Source organism: Rothia nasimurium (genome assembly GCF_004569295.1).
Taxonomy (GTDB): domain Bacteria; phylum Actinomycetota; class Actinomycetes; order Actinomycetales; family Micrococcaceae; genus Rothia; species Rothia nasimurium_B.
In genome coordinates, this window is record NZ_SPQC01000016.1 from 37,618 (window position 1) to 56,321 (window position 18,704).

The 18,704-nt window shown below is 53.5% G+C and carries 23 protein-coding genes; 8 read left to right on the forward strand and 15 right to left on the reverse strand.

Annotation, left to right across the window (positions count from 1 at the left end; translation table 11 throughout):
• Positions 1–9: 9 nt before the first annotated feature.
• Together E4U03_RS05780 and E4U03_RS05785 are read left to right on the forward strand one after the other, a co-directional pair.
• Positions 10–504, forward strand: coding sequence for an FBP domain-containing protein (locus E4U03_RS05780; RefSeq protein ID WP_135012348.1), 495 nt, complete (start codon positions 10–12; stop codon positions 502–504).
• The gene (locus tag E4U03_RS05785) at positions 501–1,004 is read left to right on the forward strand and encodes a GNAT family N-acetyltransferase (RefSeq protein WP_135012350.1); all 504 of its coding nucleotides are present in this window, start codon (positions 501–503) and stop codon (positions 1,002–1,004) included. The genes E4U03_RS05780 and E4U03_RS05785 overlap by 4 nt, the downstream gene beginning before the upstream one ends.
• A gap of 69 nt (positions 1,005–1,073) precedes the next feature.
• Here the strand turns inward: E4U03_RS05785 and E4U03_RS05790 are convergent, their stop codons facing one another.
• From E4U03_RS05790 to E4U03_RS05800, 3 genes are all read right to left on the reverse strand, one after another.
• Positions 1,074–1,391: a nucleotidyltransferase family protein gene (locus E4U03_RS05790; RefSeq protein ID WP_209304129.1), complete on the reverse strand. Its 318-nt coding sequence runs from the start codon at positions 1,389–1,391 to the stop codon at positions 1,074–1,076.
• 10 nt (positions 1,392–1,401) lie between these two features.
• Positions 1,402–1,818 carry a hypothetical protein gene (locus tag E4U03_RS05795; RefSeq protein WP_167752323.1) on the reverse strand — a complete coding sequence of 139 codons (417 nt, stop codon included), beginning with the start codon at positions 1,816–1,818 and terminating at the stop codon, positions 1,402–1,404.
• 155 nt (positions 1,819–1,973) lie between these two features.
• Positions 1,974–2,294: a type II toxin-antitoxin system HicB family antitoxin gene (locus tag E4U03_RS05800; RefSeq protein ID WP_135012356.1), complete on the reverse strand. Its 321-nt coding sequence runs from the start codon at positions 2,292–2,294 to the stop codon at positions 1,974–1,976.
• A 387-nt stretch (positions 2,295–2,681) separates the two neighbouring features.
• Here E4U03_RS05800 and E4U03_RS05810 point away from each other — a divergent pair, with 387 nt between their 5' ends.
• Both E4U03_RS05810 and E4U03_RS05815 read left to right on the forward strand, forming a co-directional pair.
• Positions 2,682–5,294: an AAA domain-containing protein gene (locus E4U03_RS05810; RefSeq protein ID WP_135012360.1), complete on the forward strand. Its 2,613-nt coding sequence runs from the start codon at positions 2,682–2,684 to the stop codon at positions 5,292–5,294.
• Positions 5,291–6,055: an AAA domain-containing protein gene (locus tag E4U03_RS05815; RefSeq protein WP_135012362.1), complete on the forward strand. Its 765-nt coding sequence runs from the start codon at positions 5,291–5,293 to the stop codon at positions 6,053–6,055. Before E4U03_RS05810 ends, E4U03_RS05815 begins: the two co-directional genes overlap by 4 nt.
• A gap of 519 nt (positions 6,056–6,574) precedes the next feature.
• Here the strand turns inward: E4U03_RS05815 and E4U03_RS05820 are convergent.
• The 7 genes from E4U03_RS05820 to E4U03_RS05845 form a co-directional block, all read right to left on the reverse strand.
• Positions 6,575–7,087, reverse strand: a complete 513-nt coding sequence (locus tag E4U03_RS05820; protein ID WP_135012364.1) for a hypothetical protein — start codon at positions 7,085–7,087, stop codon at positions 6,575–6,577.
• Positions 7,088–7,170: 83 nt separating this feature from the next.
• A complete protein-coding gene (locus E4U03_RS05825) occupies positions 7,171–8,229 on the reverse strand; it encodes an AAA family ATPase (RefSeq protein ID WP_135012366.1) in 1,059 nt (352 codons plus the stop codon).
• Between the two features lie 9 nt (positions 8,230–8,238).
• Positions 8,239–8,562 carry a hypothetical protein gene (locus E4U03_RS05830; RefSeq protein ID WP_135012368.1) on the reverse strand — a complete coding sequence of 108 codons (324 nt, stop codon included), beginning with the start codon at positions 8,560–8,562 and terminating at the stop codon, positions 8,239–8,241.
• Positions 8,563–8,662: 100 nt separating this feature from the next.
• Positions 8,663–10,663, reverse strand: a complete 2,001-nt coding sequence (thrS, locus tag E4U03_RS05835) for a threonine--tRNA ligase (RefSeq protein ID WP_135012370.1) — start codon at positions 10,661–10,663, stop codon at positions 8,663–8,665.
• 186 nt (positions 10,664–10,849) lie between these two features.
• Positions 10,850–11,026: a hypothetical protein gene (locus E4U03_RS12795; protein ID WP_167752327.1), complete on the reverse strand. Its 177-nt coding sequence runs from the start codon at positions 11,024–11,026 to the stop codon at positions 10,850–10,852.
• A gap of 70 nt (positions 11,027–11,096) precedes the next feature.
• A complete protein-coding gene (locus E4U03_RS05840) occupies positions 11,097–12,002 on the reverse strand; it encodes a DNA-methyltransferase (protein ID WP_135012391.1) in 906 nt (301 codons plus the stop codon).
• A 92-nt stretch (positions 12,003–12,094) separates the two neighbouring features.
• Positions 12,095–12,586, reverse strand: coding sequence for a fumarylacetoacetate hydrolase family protein (locus E4U03_RS05845; protein ID WP_245207675.1), 492 nt, complete (start codon positions 12,584–12,586; stop codon positions 12,095–12,097).
• Positions 12,587–12,770: 184 nt separating this feature from the next.
• Between E4U03_RS05845 and E4U03_RS05850 the strand changes: the two genes are divergently transcribed.
• Positions 12,771–13,277, forward strand: coding sequence for a GNAT family N-acetyltransferase (locus E4U03_RS05850; protein ID WP_135012374.1), 507 nt, complete (start codon positions 12,771–12,773; stop codon positions 13,275–13,277).
• A gap of 128 nt (positions 13,278–13,405) precedes the next feature.
• On the opposite strand, the gene E4U03_RS05855 is transcribed toward E4U03_RS05850, so the two are convergent.
• From E4U03_RS05855 to E4U03_RS05865, 3 genes are read right to left on the reverse strand one after another with little or no spacing between them, the layout of a single operon-like run.
• Complete coding sequence (locus E4U03_RS05855; RefSeq protein WP_245207676.1) at positions 13,406–14,389, reverse strand: SOS response-associated peptidase; 984 nt, start codon at positions 14,387–14,389, stop codon at positions 13,406–13,408.
• Positions 14,389–15,078, reverse strand: a complete 690-nt coding sequence (locus E4U03_RS05860) for a lipoate--protein ligase family protein (RefSeq protein ID WP_135012376.1) — start codon at positions 15,076–15,078, stop codon at positions 14,389–14,391. Before E4U03_RS05860 ends, E4U03_RS05855 begins: the two co-directional genes overlap by 1 nt.
• The gene (locus E4U03_RS05865) at positions 15,078–15,908 is read right to left on the reverse strand and encodes a GNAT family N-acetyltransferase (RefSeq protein WP_228065904.1); all 831 of its coding nucleotides are present in this window, start codon (positions 15,906–15,908) and stop codon (positions 15,078–15,080) included. The genes E4U03_RS05860 and E4U03_RS05865 overlap by 1 nt, the downstream gene beginning before the upstream one ends.
• Before the next feature lie 195 nt (positions 15,909–16,103).
• Between E4U03_RS05865 and E4U03_RS05870 the strand changes: the two genes are divergently transcribed.
• The 3 genes from E4U03_RS05870 (at position 16,104) to E4U03_RS05880 (ending at position 17,668) form a co-directional block, all read left to right on the forward strand.
• Positions 16,104–16,484 (forward strand): Topology modulation protein, encoded by a 381-nt coding sequence (locus tag E4U03_RS05870; RefSeq protein ID WP_135012378.1) that lies wholly within the window; start codon positions 16,104–16,106, stop codon positions 16,482–16,484.
• Between the two features lie 381 nt (positions 16,485–16,865).
• Positions 16,866–17,180, forward strand: a complete 315-nt coding sequence (locus E4U03_RS05875; RefSeq protein WP_135012379.1) for a hypothetical protein — start codon at positions 16,866–16,868, stop codon at positions 17,178–17,180.
• A gap of 14 nt (positions 17,181–17,194) precedes the next feature.
• Entirely contained in the window at positions 17,195–17,668 is a 474-nt protein-coding gene (locus E4U03_RS05880) for a hypothetical protein (RefSeq protein ID WP_135012381.1), read from the forward strand.
• Positions 17,669–17,728: 60 nt separating this feature from the next.
• Here the strand turns inward: E4U03_RS05880 and E4U03_RS05885 are convergent, their stop codons facing one another.
• Positions 17,729–18,055, reverse strand: coding sequence for a tyrosine-type recombinase/integrase (locus tag E4U03_RS05885; RefSeq protein ID WP_228065906.1), 327 nt, complete (start codon positions 18,053–18,055; stop codon positions 17,729–17,731).
• Between the two features lie 28 nt (positions 18,056–18,083).
• Positions 18,084–18,605, reverse strand: a complete 522-nt coding sequence (locus tag E4U03_RS05890) for a tyrosine-type recombinase/integrase (RefSeq protein WP_135012385.1) — start codon at positions 18,603–18,605, stop codon at positions 18,084–18,086.
• Positions 18,606–18,704 lie beyond the last annotated feature (99 nt).

The following is an 18,704-nucleotide window of genomic DNA, read 5'->3' on the forward strand; positions in this document are numbered from 1 at the left end:
CTTGCAGGTATGCAAAAACTGACCGAAGCTGCCGTCCGCTCGTCTTTTATTAACTGTTCTAAGGGTGAAGTTAAACGTCTCAACCTACCCAGTCTCAAGGAGCAGAACTGGGACGACCTGATTTTCCTCTCCTGGCTCGACCCGAAAAGCCCGCTCAAGGGTTGCCTGGTCGTGGAACATGAGGGGCAGGTACAGGGCGTGTTGCTGCAGAAGTCTAAGGCTCAGAGTAAGGCTGCGCAGATGTGCCAGTTCTGCCTGACTCTGCACCCGGGGTCAGGGATTTCACTGTATACGGCGGCCCGGCCGGGCGAGTCGGGGCGACGCGGCAACACCATCGGCACCTACCTATGCTCCAACCTGGCCTGCACCGACTACGTGCGGGGCAAGAAAAAACCGGCGGGTATTCGCCAGATGGACGAGACCCTGTCCCTCGAAGAGCGCATAGCTCGCACCCGCGATAACGCAATCAGGTTTATTGAGCGACTGGTGGAGGGAACCGCATGATTCAGATTGAGAAGCTCGCACCCACCCAGGCTGATTTGGTTCAGGAGCTCTATGATCAGAACCCCGATTACTTCATGCGGATTTCTGGCAGCTCTGCCGAGCCCGGCCCTGCGCTGGAAAACCTGACGGTCTTCCCACCCGGTTTATCTCACTCCCCTGTTTTGCTGGGAGCCTTTGAGGGCGGACGCCTGGTTGGGGTTTTGATTGCTGTGTTGGGTTTCCCCAGTGAGGAGTTTGCCCATGTAGCTCTTGCCCTGGTTGATGGGCAGGCGCGAGGACGCGGGGTGGGCCGGGCTTTGCACGACGCCTACTTGGGTGTGGTTCGGCAGCACCCACATATCAGCACCTTACGTTTGGGAATTGTGGCAACTAACGCCGAGGCTGCCGAACCTTTCTGGCGGGCCCTAGGCTACACCCCCAGTGGTGAGGTTAAGGACTTTTCCCAGGGTGATGTGGTTTCAACGGTGGAGGTTTTTACTCGGCCTGTAAATGTGGCGTAGAAAATCGAATCTAATTTTGTTCTTCGACTGTCTTCACGTTAATAGGTTGTCAAAGTTCTATCAGACGACTCATAGCGCAACCGCCTCTTTGAGAGCGAAGTCAGATACCTTGTTCTTGAGAATACCGGGTGTTACTACATCAACAGAAACGTTAAGAATTTCACGGAGCGTCTGCGACATTCCCGCTAATCGCATGAGTCTTCTACGGTCTGGTTCATGCAGGTCCACCATGATATCGATATCGCTCGTTTCGTCTGCATCCCCACGTGCCACAGACCCAAAAAGTCGTGGGTTACTTGCACCGTACTGCTCAAATACTTGATCTATTTCAGCTCGGTGCTCTTCAATGAGGCTCCGCAGTTTGAGGGTTTCGGGTGTGGCTTTCACAAGTACCAGTTTAGTTGGTCAGGGCTTTGTCGCGGTAGTCTCTCATCACTGCTGCCAGATCTTCTATGCTCATACCCTCTGGTAGTTTCATGGCCATAGTTGAGATAACGATGGTTGAGTTCGCGGCGCCTTCATGCGTGACCCGGGTGAATGCGCGGATTCCGGTGAGGGTCCAGTTATAGGCGTGGGTGTCGGCGATGACTGCCCTGATTTCCTTGCCCTGCTGATCGGCGGTGATGTCGCCGATGACGCTCCACAGAATCAGGTGGTTGCCATGGTCGAGGACTGTTGAATGGTTATAAAACCCAACGGGTGTGAGAATCAGGGCGTACCTGCGCCGGTAGTAGTTGATAAAGGTGAAGATTCCAGCAGCTATACACCCCACACCAATCAGGAAGCTCATGCCGAGCTTCTTGGGTATTCTCATCGTTGAGTTTTCTGGGGTGTCCACCGTTTTATTGTACGGAAAACCAGTCGCAGCTCTCACGCAGATTCTGCCTAAAATAACGGTGAAGGAAGGAAAGAGCGCCCTATATGTGTAGGACGCTCTTTCCTTTTCTATTGTTGAAAGTAAGCTGGGTTTTAAGCAGCGATTTTCGCACTGAGTAGACGATTGAGGCTTATCCCCTGCTCTTGGGCTTCCATGGCTACGCGTCGGTGGAGTTCAGGCGGAATGCGCAGGCTGAGATTACCTGAATAAGTCCTGTCAGCAAAGGCCTGGGGAATTTCTTCACCATTGGCATGCATATCTTGAGCTACTTGAGCGACGAGTTTTTTGATTCCACTCAAGGCGGCTAGCTCGTCGGGTTCCAGCCAGGAGAGGGAAGGCATTTCGAGGACGGTTGCGATGTATTCTTGGTCTTCTGGCGACCAGGTAACACGGTAGGTGTAGTGTTCAATCATTGGTCTGTCCTTTGAGTCTGTTGATAGCTTGGAGGGCTTGCTTGACCTGGTATGGCTTTGCGTAACCATTTTTGTTTTGAATATTGACGCGGGGGTCGCCTTGCCATGGTGTTTTGAACACAGCATGGGAAGTGCCAGATTGTCGTGCGGGGCCAAAGAACCTTTCGCAGATGGAGACTAGCTCTGCATAGCGGACGTTTTGGGGTGCACTTTGCATTTGAGCTAGTATCTTTTCTTCCTTACCCATAAAATTATGGTATCGCTATTGATACCGCCATTCAAGGGACAAGAACTCTCTTCAGACAAAATTCTTCAGGCGCACCTCATCGAGGATGCTTCTCAACTAAACTTAGCAGTAATCACCATCACAGCTAAGAGGGAGTTCCCATGAATCAGGTAGCTCAGCAACTGACTGGGTATTTTAGGGACGTTCAAAAGCGTTCGAACCTTGTAGATCAGGCATTCGGCCAGCAGAATAAATACAAGGTCATTCCTTTCCTCGATGTCAGATTAGGCAAGCTTTCTGAAGAGGATACCCAAGAGCTCTTTGACTGGGATGCCGAAGCTCAGGGGCGTTTCAGAAAAGCACATACTCAGTCTGGCTCACAGAAGGCTAAACCCATCGACGTCATTATCTCGGTGGTAACCCTTACTGATTCCGAAAGCGACACTAAAAACGGCCTAGCTCTAATCGCCGCTAAGCTGACCGACAAGGGTAAGCTCCAGGGTGATATCACCTCAATCACGCCGTGGATTCCAAGCTCCCGTTTACAGTCTCCCAGCGTCATCGACCACGAGTTCATGGTGGGAACTCTCGCTAACTATTGGCGATGGAGCAACACAAAGGGCAGTGAACTAGCTTCTAAGGTTGAGACCTGGGCAGACGTTGTCGATTACAGTACCAGCATGTACGAGGGCGTGTTTGAACCCGCTTTACACGTGGGTGTTGACCCTCGTTGGGTAGTCGACATTGACAACTGCTATATCACCCCTGGCGCGGTGATTAATGCTAACGCCAATGTCCTTAGTCTGTACCAGTTCCTTCACGCTACGGACCAGAACGTCCCCTTGTACGAACGTCTATTATCGACCGATAAACCGCAAAGCTTCCAGTCCGATGTTATTGACACGAATTCTGATACGTTGCTGGAATCTGCCCTGCGTGCTTGTGGAAGTATGAGCGATCAGTTCCCGCTGACGGCATCCCAGCGTCGAGCGGTACACGCTTTCTTGCATGATGGTTGCGGGGATATCACGGCTGTCAGCGGCCCTCCGGGCACCGGCAAAACCACAATGCTTCAATCTGTAGTTGCGAGTATGTTGGTTTCTCATGCTTTAGAGGCTAAACCGGCACCGCTGATTGTGGGTATGTCGACTAATAACCAGGCTGTTACTAACATTATTGACTCCTTTGGTTCGGTCACGAAGGATGATTCTGGTGTGCTTGAACATCGCTGGCTATTGAAAGCTGAGGACGGGGCAGCGTCTTCAGATTTCCTAGGCGGCCTGGCAACCTGCTGTCCCTCCCAGGCTAAAGCCAAGAAGGCACGTTCTAAGGGTTACCTGCTGGAAGATACAGCCAAGAAAGGTGTCTATAGCGAGTATTCATCAGAGGCTTACCTACAGGAAAGTACACAGTATTTCCTAGAGCAGATTAGCGACTACTACGCTGCCTTCTCGCTCCCAGCAGTCAATAGTCTTGAGCAAGCAAAGCGAGGGCTAGCAGCCTTCCTCGCATCTTGTGAAGAGCAAAAACGCGCCCTGTTGCATGCCCGTCGAGAGGCAGACCGACGTGTTCATTCAACGAGTGCCCAGCTCACAGAAGAACTGGCTAGACTTTCGCACGAGCAAAGTATCGTTCAAAGCAGACTTGACGTATGGAGCGCTCAATCAGCATCTCCCCTCCCAGCAGAAGTACTCATCAGTGCCACCTATGACCCTCAAGAGCCAGCGGCGGAGTTCTCTACTGTTGAAGATTTCGTTGATTTTTACCGGGGTCGCCTAGATGAAATCGGTCTTGCACTTTCGAATATCGACAACCGAATCGCTTCAGCCACAACTGAGGAAGAACTAGCTTTATACCAATATAGGCAGCAGGCTGAACCAATTATCAGCAAGGTTCGTTACCTTGCGCTTCTGAACGACACTCAAGTAGATCAGCTGATGAATGCGAGGAATCTACTAGAGCTAGACCAGACGCTTGATATCACCCTACGCTATGTAGAGTTCTGGCTAGCTGTGCACTACTACGAAGCTGAGTGGCTGATTGCCGCTACAGACGAAGAGCAGATTATTGCTGAGAAGGAACGTTTCAAGAACACTCCCGAGTATATGGATAGGTACTGGGAGCAGGTTGCCTCGTTAACACCTTGTTTTGTGATGACCGCTTACCAGGTTCCGAGATACTTTAAGCTGTATGCACCGCAGGGCGAACCTGACAACTTCGATGTAGAACGTATTGACCTGTTGATTGTAGATGAAGCTGGCCAGGTAGATACATCTGTGGGTGCTGGCGCTTTTGCTCTTGCCAAACGCGCTCTCGTTGTTGGAGATGTGCAGCAGCTAGCTCCGGTGTGGAGCGTTGACCCAGAAACCGACCAAGGTATCGCCGAGGCACATGAGCTGGGGTGGCGTTGGGATTTCATGAAGGAATACGGCCTGACGTCTTCTCACTCATCTTCCCTTATGCTGGCAGCGGCTCAGTCTTCTAATTGGGTGTATAGCGCGAAGAACTATCCGGGCTTGTTCCTGTCTGAGCATTTTAGGTGCCATACAGACATTATCGAGTACTGTAATGATTTGCTCTATGACGGCTTGCTTGTTCCTTCTCGTCCCCTCAACGGGTACAAGCTTGAGGGTAAAACGCCTGGAGCTTTCCTTTTCCAAGTAGTCGAGAATTCACAGGATCGTCGAAACGGTTCTAGCCGGGTAAATAGCCGGGAAGCTGAGGCAATTGCTGAGCGGCTCAGGCACGTGAAGTCAGGAAGACCTTGCGGATGAAGAGTGAGGAAATAGCCGGCAAGGTAACTGTCGGCACCGCCCATACTTTGCAGGGTGCTGAGCGTCAGGTTGTGCTGTTCTCGCCTGTATACGGTGATAACTCTGATAAGGCGTCTTTCGTGGATGGCACTCTTGAGCTGATGAATGTTGCTGTTTCCCGTGCCAAGGATTTGTTTATTGTCTTCGGTGGACAGCGGCGCTGGGAGGATACTGGCCCTGTCTTTGGGCTCGTGCGCCAGCGTGCGGTTATTGGCCCGCACTGGTTTGGCTACGGTGGTTCACAGGGTTTGGAGTTTGAAGCACCTGTCAGCTTTGTGGAGGAGAGGACGCCTCAGCCTACTCCCCCTGCACCTGCGCCCACACCGGTGCAGCAAGCACCTTGGGCCAAGCAGTCAGAACCCCCCCCCATGAGAGTTCCGCAGCCAGCACCTTCGCATCCGGTAGAACCAGAGCCGAAGATGGTTGACCGGCATGAGCCTGGTTATCTGATTGCTACTGAGCTTATTGACTTGTGGAAGGAAAGCGGTGTTTTGCCAGAGGACTCTAAAGTGAAAGCCCAGCAGTTCAACGCTGCTATGGATGCAGCTGGTTTGCTCACCAAAGTGGACGGTACCTGGCACCCAACTGCTGAGGGTATTGCTATTGGTGTTGCCCAATATCAGGGCGGTTCAGGAGAGCGTACTTATGTCAGCCCGATTTACTCGCCGCAAGCCAAGAAGACATTGACACGAATGGTGAAATTTGGCTATTTAATTCCATAAAAGAATAGTATCAGAATATAACTATTCAAAATTGATATCACAGCAAAAACCATCATTGATACCATTTTCATTGCCCTAAGCTCCCAAAGCACTCAGAGATTTCGTATAAAGTATTTACAATTTGCGAATTATTTTATATTTCAAACCACAACTAAAGTATATCGGCATAAAATAAATATTGCTAATCACACACCCATTTTATTGGCAAGCATTTCAATACAGGAGGAAACCTTCCAGCCAGTCCATCAGGGCACCATCATCGCCTTATACCAATTTCATGCATGTTATTAAACCTCAGACTGCCGATTGCAGCATACAGTCTTTGATGACTGCATGCACCAGCTCGGACAAATCACAAAGAATTAAAAACCATATCAAAAAGACTATAATCGGAAGATATATTATATGTGAGCATAATAAGTGGGGTAAAACATCGATCATATCTCACCCCACTGCGCGAATATCAGTAAAAAATTTTATTATAAATTAAACAGGGCCTAGAAAAATATTAAAATTAAGCTAATTTTCGTTAATGTAATTTTTCAGGGTATTATTTTCCAAAGAGGGGCTCCATTTAAGCAGTTCACTTTTGCGTATCCCATGCTCAGACTCTAAGGCTTTAGAGATAGCGCTCAGTAAAGTTTTTCCTTTTACGTACTGCAACTCGTTTTCATTATAAAGCTCCTCACATTTTCTGTAGGCAGAAGCTGGATCTCCAGCTAACTTCATAAACTCATGATCGTTACTCTTTTGATTAAATAACTTATCAAAAGAATCTTCCCTCGCAGAGTCCAGAGATCGTCTAATTATATCCTTAATCTTCGCATTTGTAATCGACTTCCCTGTCAGGACATGCTTTAGATGATCGAAAGTTGTAAAGTAATTTTCAAGCTCATAAAAATCAGTCACGAATAAAGTGTAACCAAGCTTTTCAGCCTTACTATTCATCTTATCAATATCACGGGACAAGGAATTATCCCTGTCAATATGAATCAATACACGAAGATCAGGGTTTTCTTTAGTCGCAGCCATCGCCATACCTAGACCTCGGTCAAAATTTGCCTTTGACTCAAAAGGTATTATTTCGTAGTCATCGTTATTCAGACCATTGCCATTCAAAATCGTTTGTAAATTATCATATTTTTATCTTCAGTTAAAATCAGATAGCGAAGATTGTTATTCTGTACATTCTCAATTGAGGCCAAAGCACCTAAATCATTAAATATATCCGTAAACTCCTCTCCCCTTTCATATTTTCTAATCTCTCCGTTGATAACCCAGCTTACCTGTGCTCCATTTAAAGCGAAATTATCTACGAGAGTGGGAGAATGAGTAGCAACTATCATTTGGAGCTCAGGCCTTATCGAAGATATTTCAATAAGCAAATCGGCTAATTTTCGTTGGCGATACTCATTCAAATGTGCATCGGGTTCATCTAGTATAAATATTTTAGGTTCAAACCAGTTCAAATAAGAAAGTATATGTATACACTGCAATAAACCGGTACCGGCCAATTCAACTGGAAATTTTCGATAGCCGTTTTCTATTTTTTCTTTAAGGAAAACTCCAATGGAAGTATCGGTTTTTTCATCAAAATCAACTATTAATTCAATATCAGGATAAAGTGTATTTAAATCATTTGTAAATTTTGAAAACTTTAAATTATCCCGGCTTAGCAAGTATAAAACATTTCTGAACACTGAATTTGCATCACCAGCGAGTGTTGCTTTCTTCAAGATTCCTTCATTCTTATATTGCTCACTGTGTGAGATGCCAGAGACACCAGCAGAAAGAATAGTGAAATGAGAGGACCATTCCTCAATTGACGTTAGGAGCTTTTTACCGCTGAGGGTTGCTTTCAAGTTCCTTTCACGCGTTGTGGAAAAGTTAACCTCAGCTTTACTCCCAGAATCAGTTTCCATTCGCAAAACAATGCTGTCCTCAGCAGCTCTGCTTAGTTTCCCATTATGGGCGATAGAGTAGATATCCTCAGATGGCGAGTAAATCATTTTTTCAACCGGAATAGATGTTACATAGCTATCCTCATTATTGCTAAGCCAAGTCTGATGATTTCGATGCACTGATGCAGCACTTTGAACTATACCATTCATAAACTGAATAGCCTGCATTATGCTAGATTTCCCAGAGCTATTGGAACCAACTAAAACTGTTATCTTAGCTAACTACACTTCAAGTTCTTTAATTTTTTTAAAATTCTTAATATAAATATTTTTAATCAACCTAGTATCAGACGAATCCACTTGTTGAAGGTGATTACTAAGAGAATCAATTCCCTTATTCCCAGCTCTAATCCAATCTTGTATCTGTCGAACCAATGCACTTTCATCAACGCCTGAAAGTATCGACTTAAATTTTCCTTTTCCTCGCCCTCCTTTTCCAGGGCTTAAATCATAGCTCGACAATACTCTAGAGGCGTTTCTAACTTCACGCTCGTCCTGTATTTCAACAATTTTTTTTACCTGATACATAGTAATCAAATAATACATTTGCATCTAAATTTAAACTCATACTTTCCCCAAAAAATGAATTGTGAATTTTAATCTTGCCCCTAGTTGGCAAAATTATTTTATTGTTTATAAGGTAAATTTACCCCTTCGGATCCTCATTCACCCGCTCTTCAATATGCTTCACAATCCGCTCCACGGCCTCATCAACGGGCACGCCGTTTTCCTGGGAGCCGTCGCGGAAGCGGAAGGAGACAGCGCCGTTCTCGGCGTCCTCGCCACCAGCAATCAGGATGAAGGGCACCTTCTCCTTAGACGCAGTACGAATCTTCTTGGGGAAGCGATCGGTACCGTAATCCACCTCAACGCGCACGCCGCGGGCCTTGAGCTTGGCAGCAACCTCACCCATGTAATCATTGAAAGCCTCAGCAACAGGCACACCAATCACCTGAACGGGAGCCAGCCAGGCAGGGAAGGCACCTGCATAGTGCTCAATCAGCACACCCATGAAACGCTCAAAGGAACCAAACTTGGCCGAGTGAATCATGACCGGCTCCTGGCGGGTACCGTCAGATGCCTGGTACTCCAGGCCGAAGCGGGCAGGCTGGTTGAAGTCATACTGCACGGTCGACATCTGCCAGGTACGGCCAATCGCGTCCTTAGCCTGAACAGAAATCTTGGGGCCGTAGAAGGCAGCGCCACCCGGGTCAGCCACCAGTTCCAGACCGGTCTCAGCGGCAACCTTTTCCAGCACAGCGGTTGCTTCTTCCCACTGCTCGTCTGTACCGATGAACTTATCCTTCTTATCGCCCTCGGTATCGCGGGTTGAAAGCTCCAGGTAGAAATCGGTCATGCCGAAGTCCTCTAGCAGGGACAGCATGAACTTGAGCAGGTGGGCAACCTCAGCAGGTGCCTGCTCCTTGGTGACGTAGGAGTGAGAGTCGTCCTGGGTAATCATACGAACACGGGTCAGGCCAGAAAGCACACCGGACTTCTCATCGCGGTAGACCGAACCGAACTCAAACAGACGCAGGGGCAGCTCACGGTAGGAGCGGCCACGAGAACGGAAAATCTCGTTGTGCATGGGGCAGTTCATGGCCTTGAGACGGTAGGCCTGGCCCTCGTCCTCCATAGCAGGGAACATACCGTCCGCGTAATAGGGCAGGTGACCCGAGGTGTAGAAGAGATCTTCTTTAGAGATATGGGGGGTCTTAACGTACTCGAAGCCCTCTTCAATGTGGCGGGCACGCACATAGTCTTCCATGGCGCGCAGAATGACGCCGCCCTTGGGGTGAATCACGGGCAGGCCGGGGCCAACGGTCTTGGGGAAGGAGAAGAGGTCGAGCTCTTCACCCAGGCGGCGGTGGTCGCGGCGCTCAGCCTCAGCAATGCGGTCCTTGTAGGCGACCAGCTCTTCCTTGGAAGGCCAGGCGGTGCCGTAAATACGCTGCAGCATGGGGTTCTTCTCAGAACCGCGCCAGTAGGCGCCACCGGAACGCATCAGCGCGTAGCCGTTAGCAATCAGCTTGGTGTCGGGCAGGTGAGGGCCGCGGCAGAGGTCCTTCCAGACGGTCTCACCCTTCTTGTTCACGTTGTCATAGATGGTGATTTCGCCTTCGCCCACCTCAACAGAGGCGCCGTCGGCAGCGTCCGCACCGGAACCGGGGCCCTGGGAGAGCGCCAGCAGTTCCAGTTTGTAAGGCTCGTTGGCCATCTCGGCTTCGGCCTCAACCTGGGTGACGACGCGGCGGCGGAAGGTCTGCCCGCTCTTGATAATCTTCACCATGTTCTTCTCAATCTTCTTGAGATCCTCAGGGGTGAAGGGTTCCTCGACGTCGAAGTCGAAGTAGAAACCGTCGGTGATATAGGGGCCGATGCCGAGCTTGGCGTCCTTGCGGTATTCCTGCACAGCCTGGGCCATCACGTGGGCAGCTGAGTGGCGCAGCACGTTCAGGCCGTCTTCCTCGTGGATAGAAACGGGCTCAACGGTATCGCCCTCGGTCAGTTCGGTAGAGAGGTCAACCAGTTTGCCGTTGATACGGGCAACGACGATTTCACGGTCCTCAGCGAACAGGTCGGCTGCGGTGGTACCGGCCTCAATCTGCTGGGCGGCACCTGCGACGGTAATGGAAAGAGCGGACAAATTTGTCTCCCTAGGTTTGTACCCACCCCTACAACGGGTGAGCTATCGTTACATCTGCACGGTACGAGGGTGCAGAACAAACCTAATTTTACCGCTAGCTAGGCTACTTTGTGCCCTTTGCCAGGGCGCGGGAATCGAAGTTTTTACCAGCGAGGTAGGAGCGGGCGGTCAGGAAGAGGCAGTAGCTCACCACCAGCACGGGGCGAAAAGGACGGACGCTTCCCCCAGCACCCCGGCCACGGTCAGGTTAATGACTTTCACGGCTAGCACCAGGGCAAGGGCCAGCCCGGCGAAGGAGGGAACCACAGTCTGCGTCTGGGCGTAGAGACGGGTAGAGCAGGGCCAGGCAAATGAGCTCAGCAACTATCAGCCCCAGGGCCACAAGGAACCAGGTGCGGTTAGGTTTGATCGGAGGGTAGGCGGATGTCTTGGGCTACTTGCTCTTAGTCTTCTTGATAGCAGCCGCCTTGGGTGTGACATTGGCCCCCGCCAGTGACGCCTTAGCGCGGGACTTCTTGAAGGTCACGTCGAGCCCGTCCACGGCTTTGAGGCGCTTCCGCATGACCTTAATAGCCTCGGGATTCTGGTCAATCATGAGGAAGTTGCGGTCAAGCTGGGCACAGGCGTGGCCGGTGGTACCGGATCCGCCGAAGAAATCCAGCACCCAGTCGCCGGGCGCACTCGACGCCTGCACAATACGGCGCAAAATACCCAGGGGCTTCTGCGTGGCATAGCCGGTTTTCTCTTTGCCACTGGGCGAAACAATGGTGTGCCACCAGACGTCCGTCGGCAACTTACCAATCTCAGCCTTTTCGGGGGTAACCAGCCCGGGCGCCATATAGGGCTCGCGGTCAACCGCCTCAGAATTGAAGTAGTAGTTCTCGGGGTCTTTCACATAGACCAGGATGTTATCGTGCTTAGCAGGCCACTTCTTCTTAGACTTAGCGCCGTAATCGTAGGCCCAGATGATCTCGTTCAAGAAGGACTCACGGCCAAACAGGGCATCGAGCACTACCTTAGCGTAGTGGACCTCGCGGTAATCCAGGTGCAGGTAGAGGGTACCGGTGGGTTTGAGCAAGCGCCATGCCTGCATAAGACGGGGCTCAAGGAACTCCCAATAGTTTTCGAAAGAGTCCGAATACCCGTAGATATCGCCCTTAATAGTCTCGTAGGTGTGCCCCTTATAGCCGACCCGACTACCGCCCTCCGTACGCACGGTCTTGATGCTCTGGCGCTTCTGCACCTTACCCGTATTGAAAGGCGGGTCTATATAAATGAGCTGGAAGCTCTCTGCGGGCAGGTTTTTGAGCACGGCAAGATTATCGCCGTGAATCACCATGCTGGTGCTATCTGCTGACCACAAAGAACGTTTTGACACAAGGTACAGAATACCCCAAGGTCACCCCCACCTGCCCGCGCGACGGGTGAGGGTTAAGCCACGCAAGGACGTTGGGGCAGAGCGCAGGCATGCGTGGAGCAAACTGGCTGGGGCTGGCATGAATCGCCCGTGAGCGCTAGCGAACCGGCGAGAAGGTTAGTCGGCAAACGCATGCCTGCGCAGAGCCAAAAATACGGTCGGCACAAGGTAGAGATATAACTGACCACCTGGGCCGGGGTGAAGACCATGTTGGCGGTGGTACCCTGCTGGCGAACTTCGCCGTCGACGGTACAGGTCATGGCTAGGCCACCCGCGATGTCGAGTTCGTCGGGGCTGACGATGACCGGGCCGAAGGGCGTCATGCGGTCCCAGTTTTTGCCCTGGAACCATTCGGACGTGCGCCCCTGCCAGTCACACACCGACACGTCGTTGAGTACGGTGTAGCCCAGCAGGTGTTCGTCCACCCGATCTTCGGCAATGTGGCGGCCGCGGCGTCCTACCACCGCGCGGGCCTTACCAGCCCGCCTGACCTGCGCAAACTTCACCCCGGCCGTCCTTTCTGTTACAGCACCTAGTTTCGCCCCGCCGGGGCGGTCAACTAGACTTTCTATGACGCAATATTCCGTTGACAAGGTGAATAAAACGGTAAAACCGTAGGCAATCATCAGCCAACAGAGTATTCTATACATCACAGTGTAAATCAATACCCGACCCACAAGGAGGCCAACCATGAGCGGCTTAATTACTCTGATTTCGCACACTTCAAAGGCGCGTAAGCCCGTGACCGTCAGCACCCGCCACGCCCAGCTCGACGACGCCAAAGCGCTAGCACGGCTCTACTTCGCCTCCTACGACGACGAACGCTTCGCCTCCCAGGCCGACGCCACCACCGAGATGGAGCGCATTCTCAAGGGCGAGCACGGCGAGTTCTACACCGAGGCGTCCCCCGTGGTAGTTGATGAGCACGACCGTATTATTGCTGCGTCTCTTTGCCTCAAGCATCGCGTGGTCACCGATCCTAAGGACATCCCCACCATCTACGAGCTCTTCACCGCAGCCTCCCGCCGCCGCGAAGGCTTGGCAGAACAGCTGATTCGCCGCAGCATCGACCAGATGTTCGAGGACGGCTACGAGCAGGTTTCGGTGCGCATCAGCGAGAACAATGCTGCCGCGCTAGCCCTCTACCTGACCCTGGATTTCAACCGCTGGTTCCCCGAAGACGACGACATTCTCTAGACAAGCTGTAAACTAGGGTAATAGTTGAGCCTCGCCCCTCACCAGCAGCGGGGGTGGGGCTCCGTGAATCGCTTGTGAGCGAAGCGAACCAGCGAGAGGGCCGGCAGCGAGCGTGAGTCAGCAAAACCTCATAACCCGCTGAGCAAATCTTCGACCGGCTCCAGCAGGTAGGGGGCGTTGTTGCGTACGTTGCCGACATCCTTACTCACCTCGCGCAGGGCCCAGCCTGCGGTTTCGGTGAAGGCCTGCTCGCGGATGAGCCGCAAGGACGCCTGCGCCTGGGTACGGTAGGCCCTCTTCTGCTCGGTGCTGGGTTTAGGGGAACTAGTTGGCCGGCCTGACCGCAGCCAGGTGGTGAGACTATCGCTCTCGCTGATGTCAGCGTCGTCGGCTACGTGAAGGGGTATGGGCAGGCGGTTGTGTAGCTGGCTCAGTTCCCGTTCAATCTCATTTGTGTAGCCGGGGTCGCCGCCCAGGTCAGCTGTGATTCCGGGGTCGAACTCGCCGTTGCCGGGCGAATCCATGGTCACGATCGAGCAGGAGAGCAGCCACTCCCCCTGCTTGCCCGCGAAAGGCCCATCGGGCCCGGCGAATTCTGCTGGAATCTTCCACCACTCGTAGAGGCCGGCGAAGTAGATGGGGCGACCGTCGATGCGGTGCACAAAATAGGGGGTTTTGACCTGCTTACCCGCAGCGGTGGTTTCGGTTTTCCATTCGTAGTAGCCGCTCACAGGCACGGCGCAGTGCCCCGAAACAGCAGCTTCACGGAAGGTGGGCTTTTCAAAGATAGTCTCACTGCGGGCGTTGAAGGCCCGCGATGAGAAGGCGGGGTCCTTCGCCCAGCCCGGCAGCAGGCCCCAACGGGCCAAGTGCAATTCTCGGGTGAAAATCGGGGAGTTCCCCTGCACACCGTCAGAGTGGGCGGACGCACCCGCCCGCGCGGGCGCGTCCGCCCCGGTGACCTGCTCGGTGGGTGCCACTAGCCGATCAACCAGGATGGGGACCGTGCTGGTGGGCGCCACGTTGTAATTGGTGATGGGGTCGGTGAGTTCGACCCCAGCCATGTACTGGGGGTGTTCCTGGGCTAATTCAAGGGCGTAGCGTCCACACACTAGAACCCCTCGCTTTCGTAGGCTTCGATGACGGCGTCTTCAAGGTCGTCGACGGTGACGAGGGGCTCGATGTCGGCTGCCGCACCCACTGTTGCGGGGTCGAGGGGTAGGCCGAGGGCCTGGTAAACATCTGTTGTCACCTCGCGCAGGCTATCGGCCCCCGTCACCACAATGCCCGATGAGAGCCACCAGGCTCCGGTGACGACCCGCTGGGCGGTGCCTATAAGCTTGACCCGCTGGCCGCCCGGTAGCTGGCCCCAGACCGAATACTCACCGGGGCAGTACTCGCCGGGCAACTCCCCCACACCGGCGGGAATACCCAAGCTGGTGAGGGCTTCTGCGAACATGGCCCCGAAGATGCCGTAGCGCTCGTGGTTGCCGCTGACTGCGTCCAATGCTTTCTGAAAATGATCCACCACCAGGCAGCCCGAGTGATAGGCGGCGGCGTGCCCACCTACGGTACGCACCAGGGGTTCAAACCCGCGGCCTACCGCAGCCGCGCGGGCCTGGGCGAAGCGGGGGTTGAGCTCGTCCCTGCGTCCAAAAGCCACCGTTGGCTTGGGTCGATAAAGACGCAGGGTGCTGGGGGTCTCTCCCCTACCTACTGCGCGGACGGTCGCCATGGCTGAATCAACCATCTCGGCCATGGTTCCGCTGGTGGTGGGGTCAACGCGATCAAGGTGCAGCATTAGTCCACCGAAATTTCGTTCAAGCTGGTAGAGACGAACTCCCACCAGGCCGGGCGCAGGCCCGCATTCAGCGCAACCTGCTGGCTGATGATGTGCGATGGGCTGGTGCCGTAGAAGGGCACGAACCCCTCGGTGAGAATGGCCTGCGACAGCTCTTTGACCAGGTAAGACGCCAACCCCTTACCGCGATGGCCGGGCAGCACATCAATACCAATCTGGCGGCACCAGTCGGAGTCTTCACTAGCACCGGCCAGGGCTACCAGCTCCCCCTCGGCGTAGGCACCAAGCACCTGCACATCGGGGCGCAGCTCTTTGAAACCGAGCGCGTTCTCAAAATCGGGGTTGCCGCGATATTTCTCTAGCTCTGAAGGTTCCAGCCACCGCACCGTGTAGCCCTCGGCGGACAAGCCGGGGCGGGCGTCCGCACCCCGGGTAAAGAAATCCCTACCGGGGGTGAAAAAGAGGGAGGTGCCGCTCATCTGCAGGGCGTAGGGAGTGAGGTAATCGTTGAGTTTGCGCAGCTCGGAGTAGTCCCCCACCCAGTTCCCGTTATCGCCAGCCAGCAGGTTGTCGGCGGCCTCACGTACGCGCGGGTGCTGGGCACAAATGACGGTGAGCCCGCGGTAGTTAATCAGGCGTAGCTCCCAGCGGTCGCGGTAGCGGCGGCGGGCAGGGTGCATCTCGTCGAGGGGAATTCGCCGCGCCGAAAGGTGGGTTGAGCCGTGCTGCTGCGCTATATCAATGGCCTGCTCGGGCAGGCACAGGTCGATGGACAGCTGCGCAGCCAGAATCTTCTCGGCCTGCTGGTAGCTGGTGATAGGCGCGGGCATGGCTCTCTTTCTGCTTGGTGGGGTCTGTATCTAGGGTACTCGCTTTAGCGGGGGCGCGGACGCCGGTAGCCGCTTTGCCTTTCGGGGCAGGCTGGTGGGGTGCACGGGTTTCGCCCCGCATTTATTCTGTTTTACCCGCAACTAGTTGCGGCTTTTTCAGAATAAATGCGGAGTGCCGGTGTTTATGCTGGAGGTATGAAGATTCTTGTTCTGGCTTTGAGCGGCGCCGGTAAATCCACCTGGGCGCGACGGTTGGCTGCCGGGTACGGGGTGCCGCTGCTGCACCTTGATACCGTTCACTGGTTGCCGGGGTGGGTTGAGCGGGACCTAGCGGACGAACGCGCTCTTGTGGGCGAGTTTCTGGATGAGAATGAAGCCTGGGTGATTGAGGGCGGCTATTCCGATGTGCATTTTGAACGGCGACTGGCTGAGGCTGACCGCATCTATGTGCTGTTAGCGCCCCGCCTAGTGCGTCTATGGAGGGCAGGACGCCGCTGGCTCACCTACCGCGGGACCAACCGGTCTGATATGACCAAGGGCTGCCCCGAGAAACTCGACCTCGAATTTGTGAAATAGATTCTGTGGGACGGCCCCTCGCCGTTCCCGCAGAAAGGGGTTCAACAAGGGGCCATTTTCTGTCTCTGACTAGGGCATTTAGAAGTCCCAGTCTTCGAACACTTCACCTATAAATCATATTCTGAATAGGCAAAACAGTATTTTCCTAACGTTCTGTGACCGCCTTTGTGACCGCCATTGCAAAAACAGTTCTCGCAAGAGCGTGCGGTAACCTCAGTAACAAATGCCGCGCGCACCCCTCACAATGCTGTAACCTAAAGAGACCAGAGGCCACACTGGGCCACAACAGGCCACACTAGGCCACATAGAGACTATTAGCCTGCCATAGGCACCCGGGCGCCCAAGGAGGCGCCAGGATTCAGAAAGGAGCCGTGAATCGAGATGACTCACGACGCATTAGAATCCCAAGCACTCGCCACCAGCATCGGCGAACACAGCGTATTCCACTTCGGCAAGGAAAACCTCGAAAACCTCCTCGTCGAATACAACCCCGCAATGGAGCAAACCACCATCTACGTTGCCCTACGCGACCAGTCAGATGAAGCCATGAAGCATATTTTCCAGCAGTACACAGAGGAAATCGTCCCCCTGTACATCGGCGAAACCATGCTCGACCTACGTTTCTTCGCATCGGACTCCCCCATCTTCAACGAAGCCGGGAGCAACAGCAAGAGCAAAATCTACGCGATGGCATAACCCCTGCTAATTCAATGGCCCACCAGAGCGATTTAACAGAACACCGCACCAAGGCAAACATCTTCCTCCGCAAGGCGAATAAGTACAAGACTTCAGACGAGGTCGTATCCAAAATCTGTGCGTTCTACGCTGCCTATCATGCTATGCGAGTAGCCATCCTCACCGACCCCATCCTGGATAAGCCAGATGAAGAGATTCAACAGCTTGTTCATATGCCTGGTCTCAGGCAGGATTCCCGCTACGCAACCCACCACAGCGGACGTCACAACAGCGGCCGCGGTATCGGGCAGAACGAAGTTGTCCAAGCTCTTTACAGGTTTGAAGCATACGCCTACGGTAGGTTGCACCGAGCCTCAGTTGACGCGAGGTATCTGCCTTTAACAGGAGAGATTATTCTGGACGCCACGGATGCCTATATTGAAGCAGAGCGTATTGTGCAAGCTGCACTGTCAGGTCAGCTCAAGTGGGCACCAAAGTCTACGCACTAAATACAAACTAAAACGAGGGGCTGATTCACGGCACATGTGAATCAGCCCCTCACTTTTCTTTTACCCAAAGAGTGCCCCAGCCACCTTTTCCGCCGCCTCAGCACGCATCTCATCAAGCACATGCTGGTACCGGCCAAGCATGGACGGCGAGGACCAGCCCATAATTGACATAGTCACCTGCGGGCTCACCCCCATCGACAACAACACGGTCGCAGCAGTATGCCTGGCGTCATGCACGCGCATGCCCTCGATACCGTGCCTGCTAGTGAACTCACTCCAAGCCTTCCAATCATAGTTAGGGCGGATCAGCTTGCCGTACTGGTCAGTGAAGATAAGATCCCAGGACCGCCCCTCAGCATCAACGGCCCCCACCCAGTCCTTACCCAAGGCTAGGCGTAGGCGTCGCTGGTTCGCCTTATGGGTTTTGAGCCGGGCGAGAATAGGGGCAGGCAGGGGGGGCGCAGCCGTGTTTCCAGGTTTGCATGATGATGGTGCGCTCCACTCGTAGCACGCCGGCTTCGACGTCCAGGTCGTCCCAGCACAGTCCCAGTCGCTCCCCTTGCCGGAGTCCTAGGGCTAGGTTGATGGTGTGGGTGAGTCCCCATTCTTCGTCGTTTTCGAGGGCTGCTATGAGTTCGCGGGCTTTGGTGGGTGAGAGGACGACGGGGTCGAAGGTTTCGGGCTGGGGTTTGGGGACGCGGTCGAGGGGGTTGCGGGCGAGGATGTCGTTGGTGACGGCTGCTTTGAAGCAGATGGCGAGGACGCGGTGGAGGTGGTGGACGGTGGATTCTTTCATGCCGGCCTCGCGCATGCGTTGGTAGAGGTATTCGATGTCTTTGGGTTTGATGGTGGTGAGGGGTTTGTTGGCGATGGGGGTGGTGTAGACCCAGCGTTGGAGGTAGCCCTGGTTGATATGTACTGGCTTTAGTTCCGACAATTATAAGACCACTAAAGCACCATCAACCACCTCCTGCGGAGTCCGATAACCAAGACCCTGATGCAACCGACCAGCATTCCACCAAGCAACCCAAGACGC

What these genes read in the sequence shown, in the direction of transcription:
- E4U03_RS05820 (WP_135012364.1), bottom strand. Translation starts at nt 7,087, where the DNA reads ATGGCTGCGACTAAAGAAAACCCTGATCTTCGTGTATTGATTCATATT.
- E4U03_RS05800 (WP_135012356.1), bottom strand. Translation starts at nt 2,294, where the DNA reads ATGATTGAACACTACACCTACCGTGTTACCTGGTCGCCAGAAGACCAA.
- E4U03_RS05815 (WP_135012362.1), top strand. Translation starts at nt 5,291, where the DNA reads ATGAAGAGTGAGGAAATAGCCGGCAAGGTAACTGTCGGCACCGCCCAT.
- E4U03_RS05860 (WP_135012376.1), bottom strand. Translation starts at nt 15,078, where the DNA reads ATGCTGCACCTTGATCGCGTTGACCCCACCACCAGCGGAACCATGGCC.
- E4U03_RS05880 (WP_135012381.1), top strand. Translation starts at nt 17,195, where the DNA reads ATGGCCCACCAGAGCGATTTAACAGAACACCGCACCAAGGCAAACATC.
- E4U03_RS05785 (WP_135012350.1), top strand. Translation starts at nt 501, where the DNA reads ATGATTCAGATTGAGAAGCTCGCACCCACCCAGGCTGATTTGGTTCAG.
- E4U03_RS05810 (WP_135012360.1), top strand. Translation starts at nt 2,682, where the DNA reads ATGAATCAGGTAGCTCAGCAACTGACTGGGTATTTTAGGGACGTTCAA.
- E4U03_RS05865 (WP_228065904.1), bottom strand. Translation starts at nt 15,908, where the DNA reads ATGCCCGCGCCTATCACCAGCTACCAGCAGGCCGAGAAGATTCTGGCT.
- E4U03_RS05780 (WP_135012348.1), top strand. Translation starts at nt 10, where the DNA reads ATGCAAAAACTGACCGAAGCTGCCGTCCGCTCGTCTTTTATTAACTGT.
- E4U03_RS05850 (WP_135012374.1), top strand. Translation starts at nt 12,771, where the DNA reads ATGAGCGGCTTAATTACTCTGATTTCGCACACTTCAAAGGCGCGTAAG.
- E4U03_RS05795 (WP_167752323.1), bottom strand. Translation starts at nt 1,818, where the DNA reads ATGAGAATACCCAAGAAGCTCGGCATGAGCTTCCTGATTGGTGTGGGG.
- E4U03_RS05830 (WP_135012368.1), bottom strand. Translation starts at nt 8,562, where the DNA reads ATGTATTATTTGATTACTATGTATCAGGTAAAAAAAATTGTTGAAATA.
- E4U03_RS05875 (WP_135012379.1), top strand. Translation starts at nt 16,866, where the DNA reads ATGACTCACGACGCATTAGAATCCCAAGCACTCGCCACCAGCATCGGC.
- E4U03_RS05870 (WP_135012378.1), top strand. Translation starts at nt 16,104, where the DNA reads ATGAAGATTCTTGTTCTGGCTTTGAGCGGCGCCGGTAAATCCACCTGG.
- E4U03_RS05840 (WP_135012391.1), bottom strand. Translation starts at nt 12,002, where the DNA reads ATGGTGATTCACGGCGATAATCTTGCCGTGCTCAAAAACCTGCCCGCA.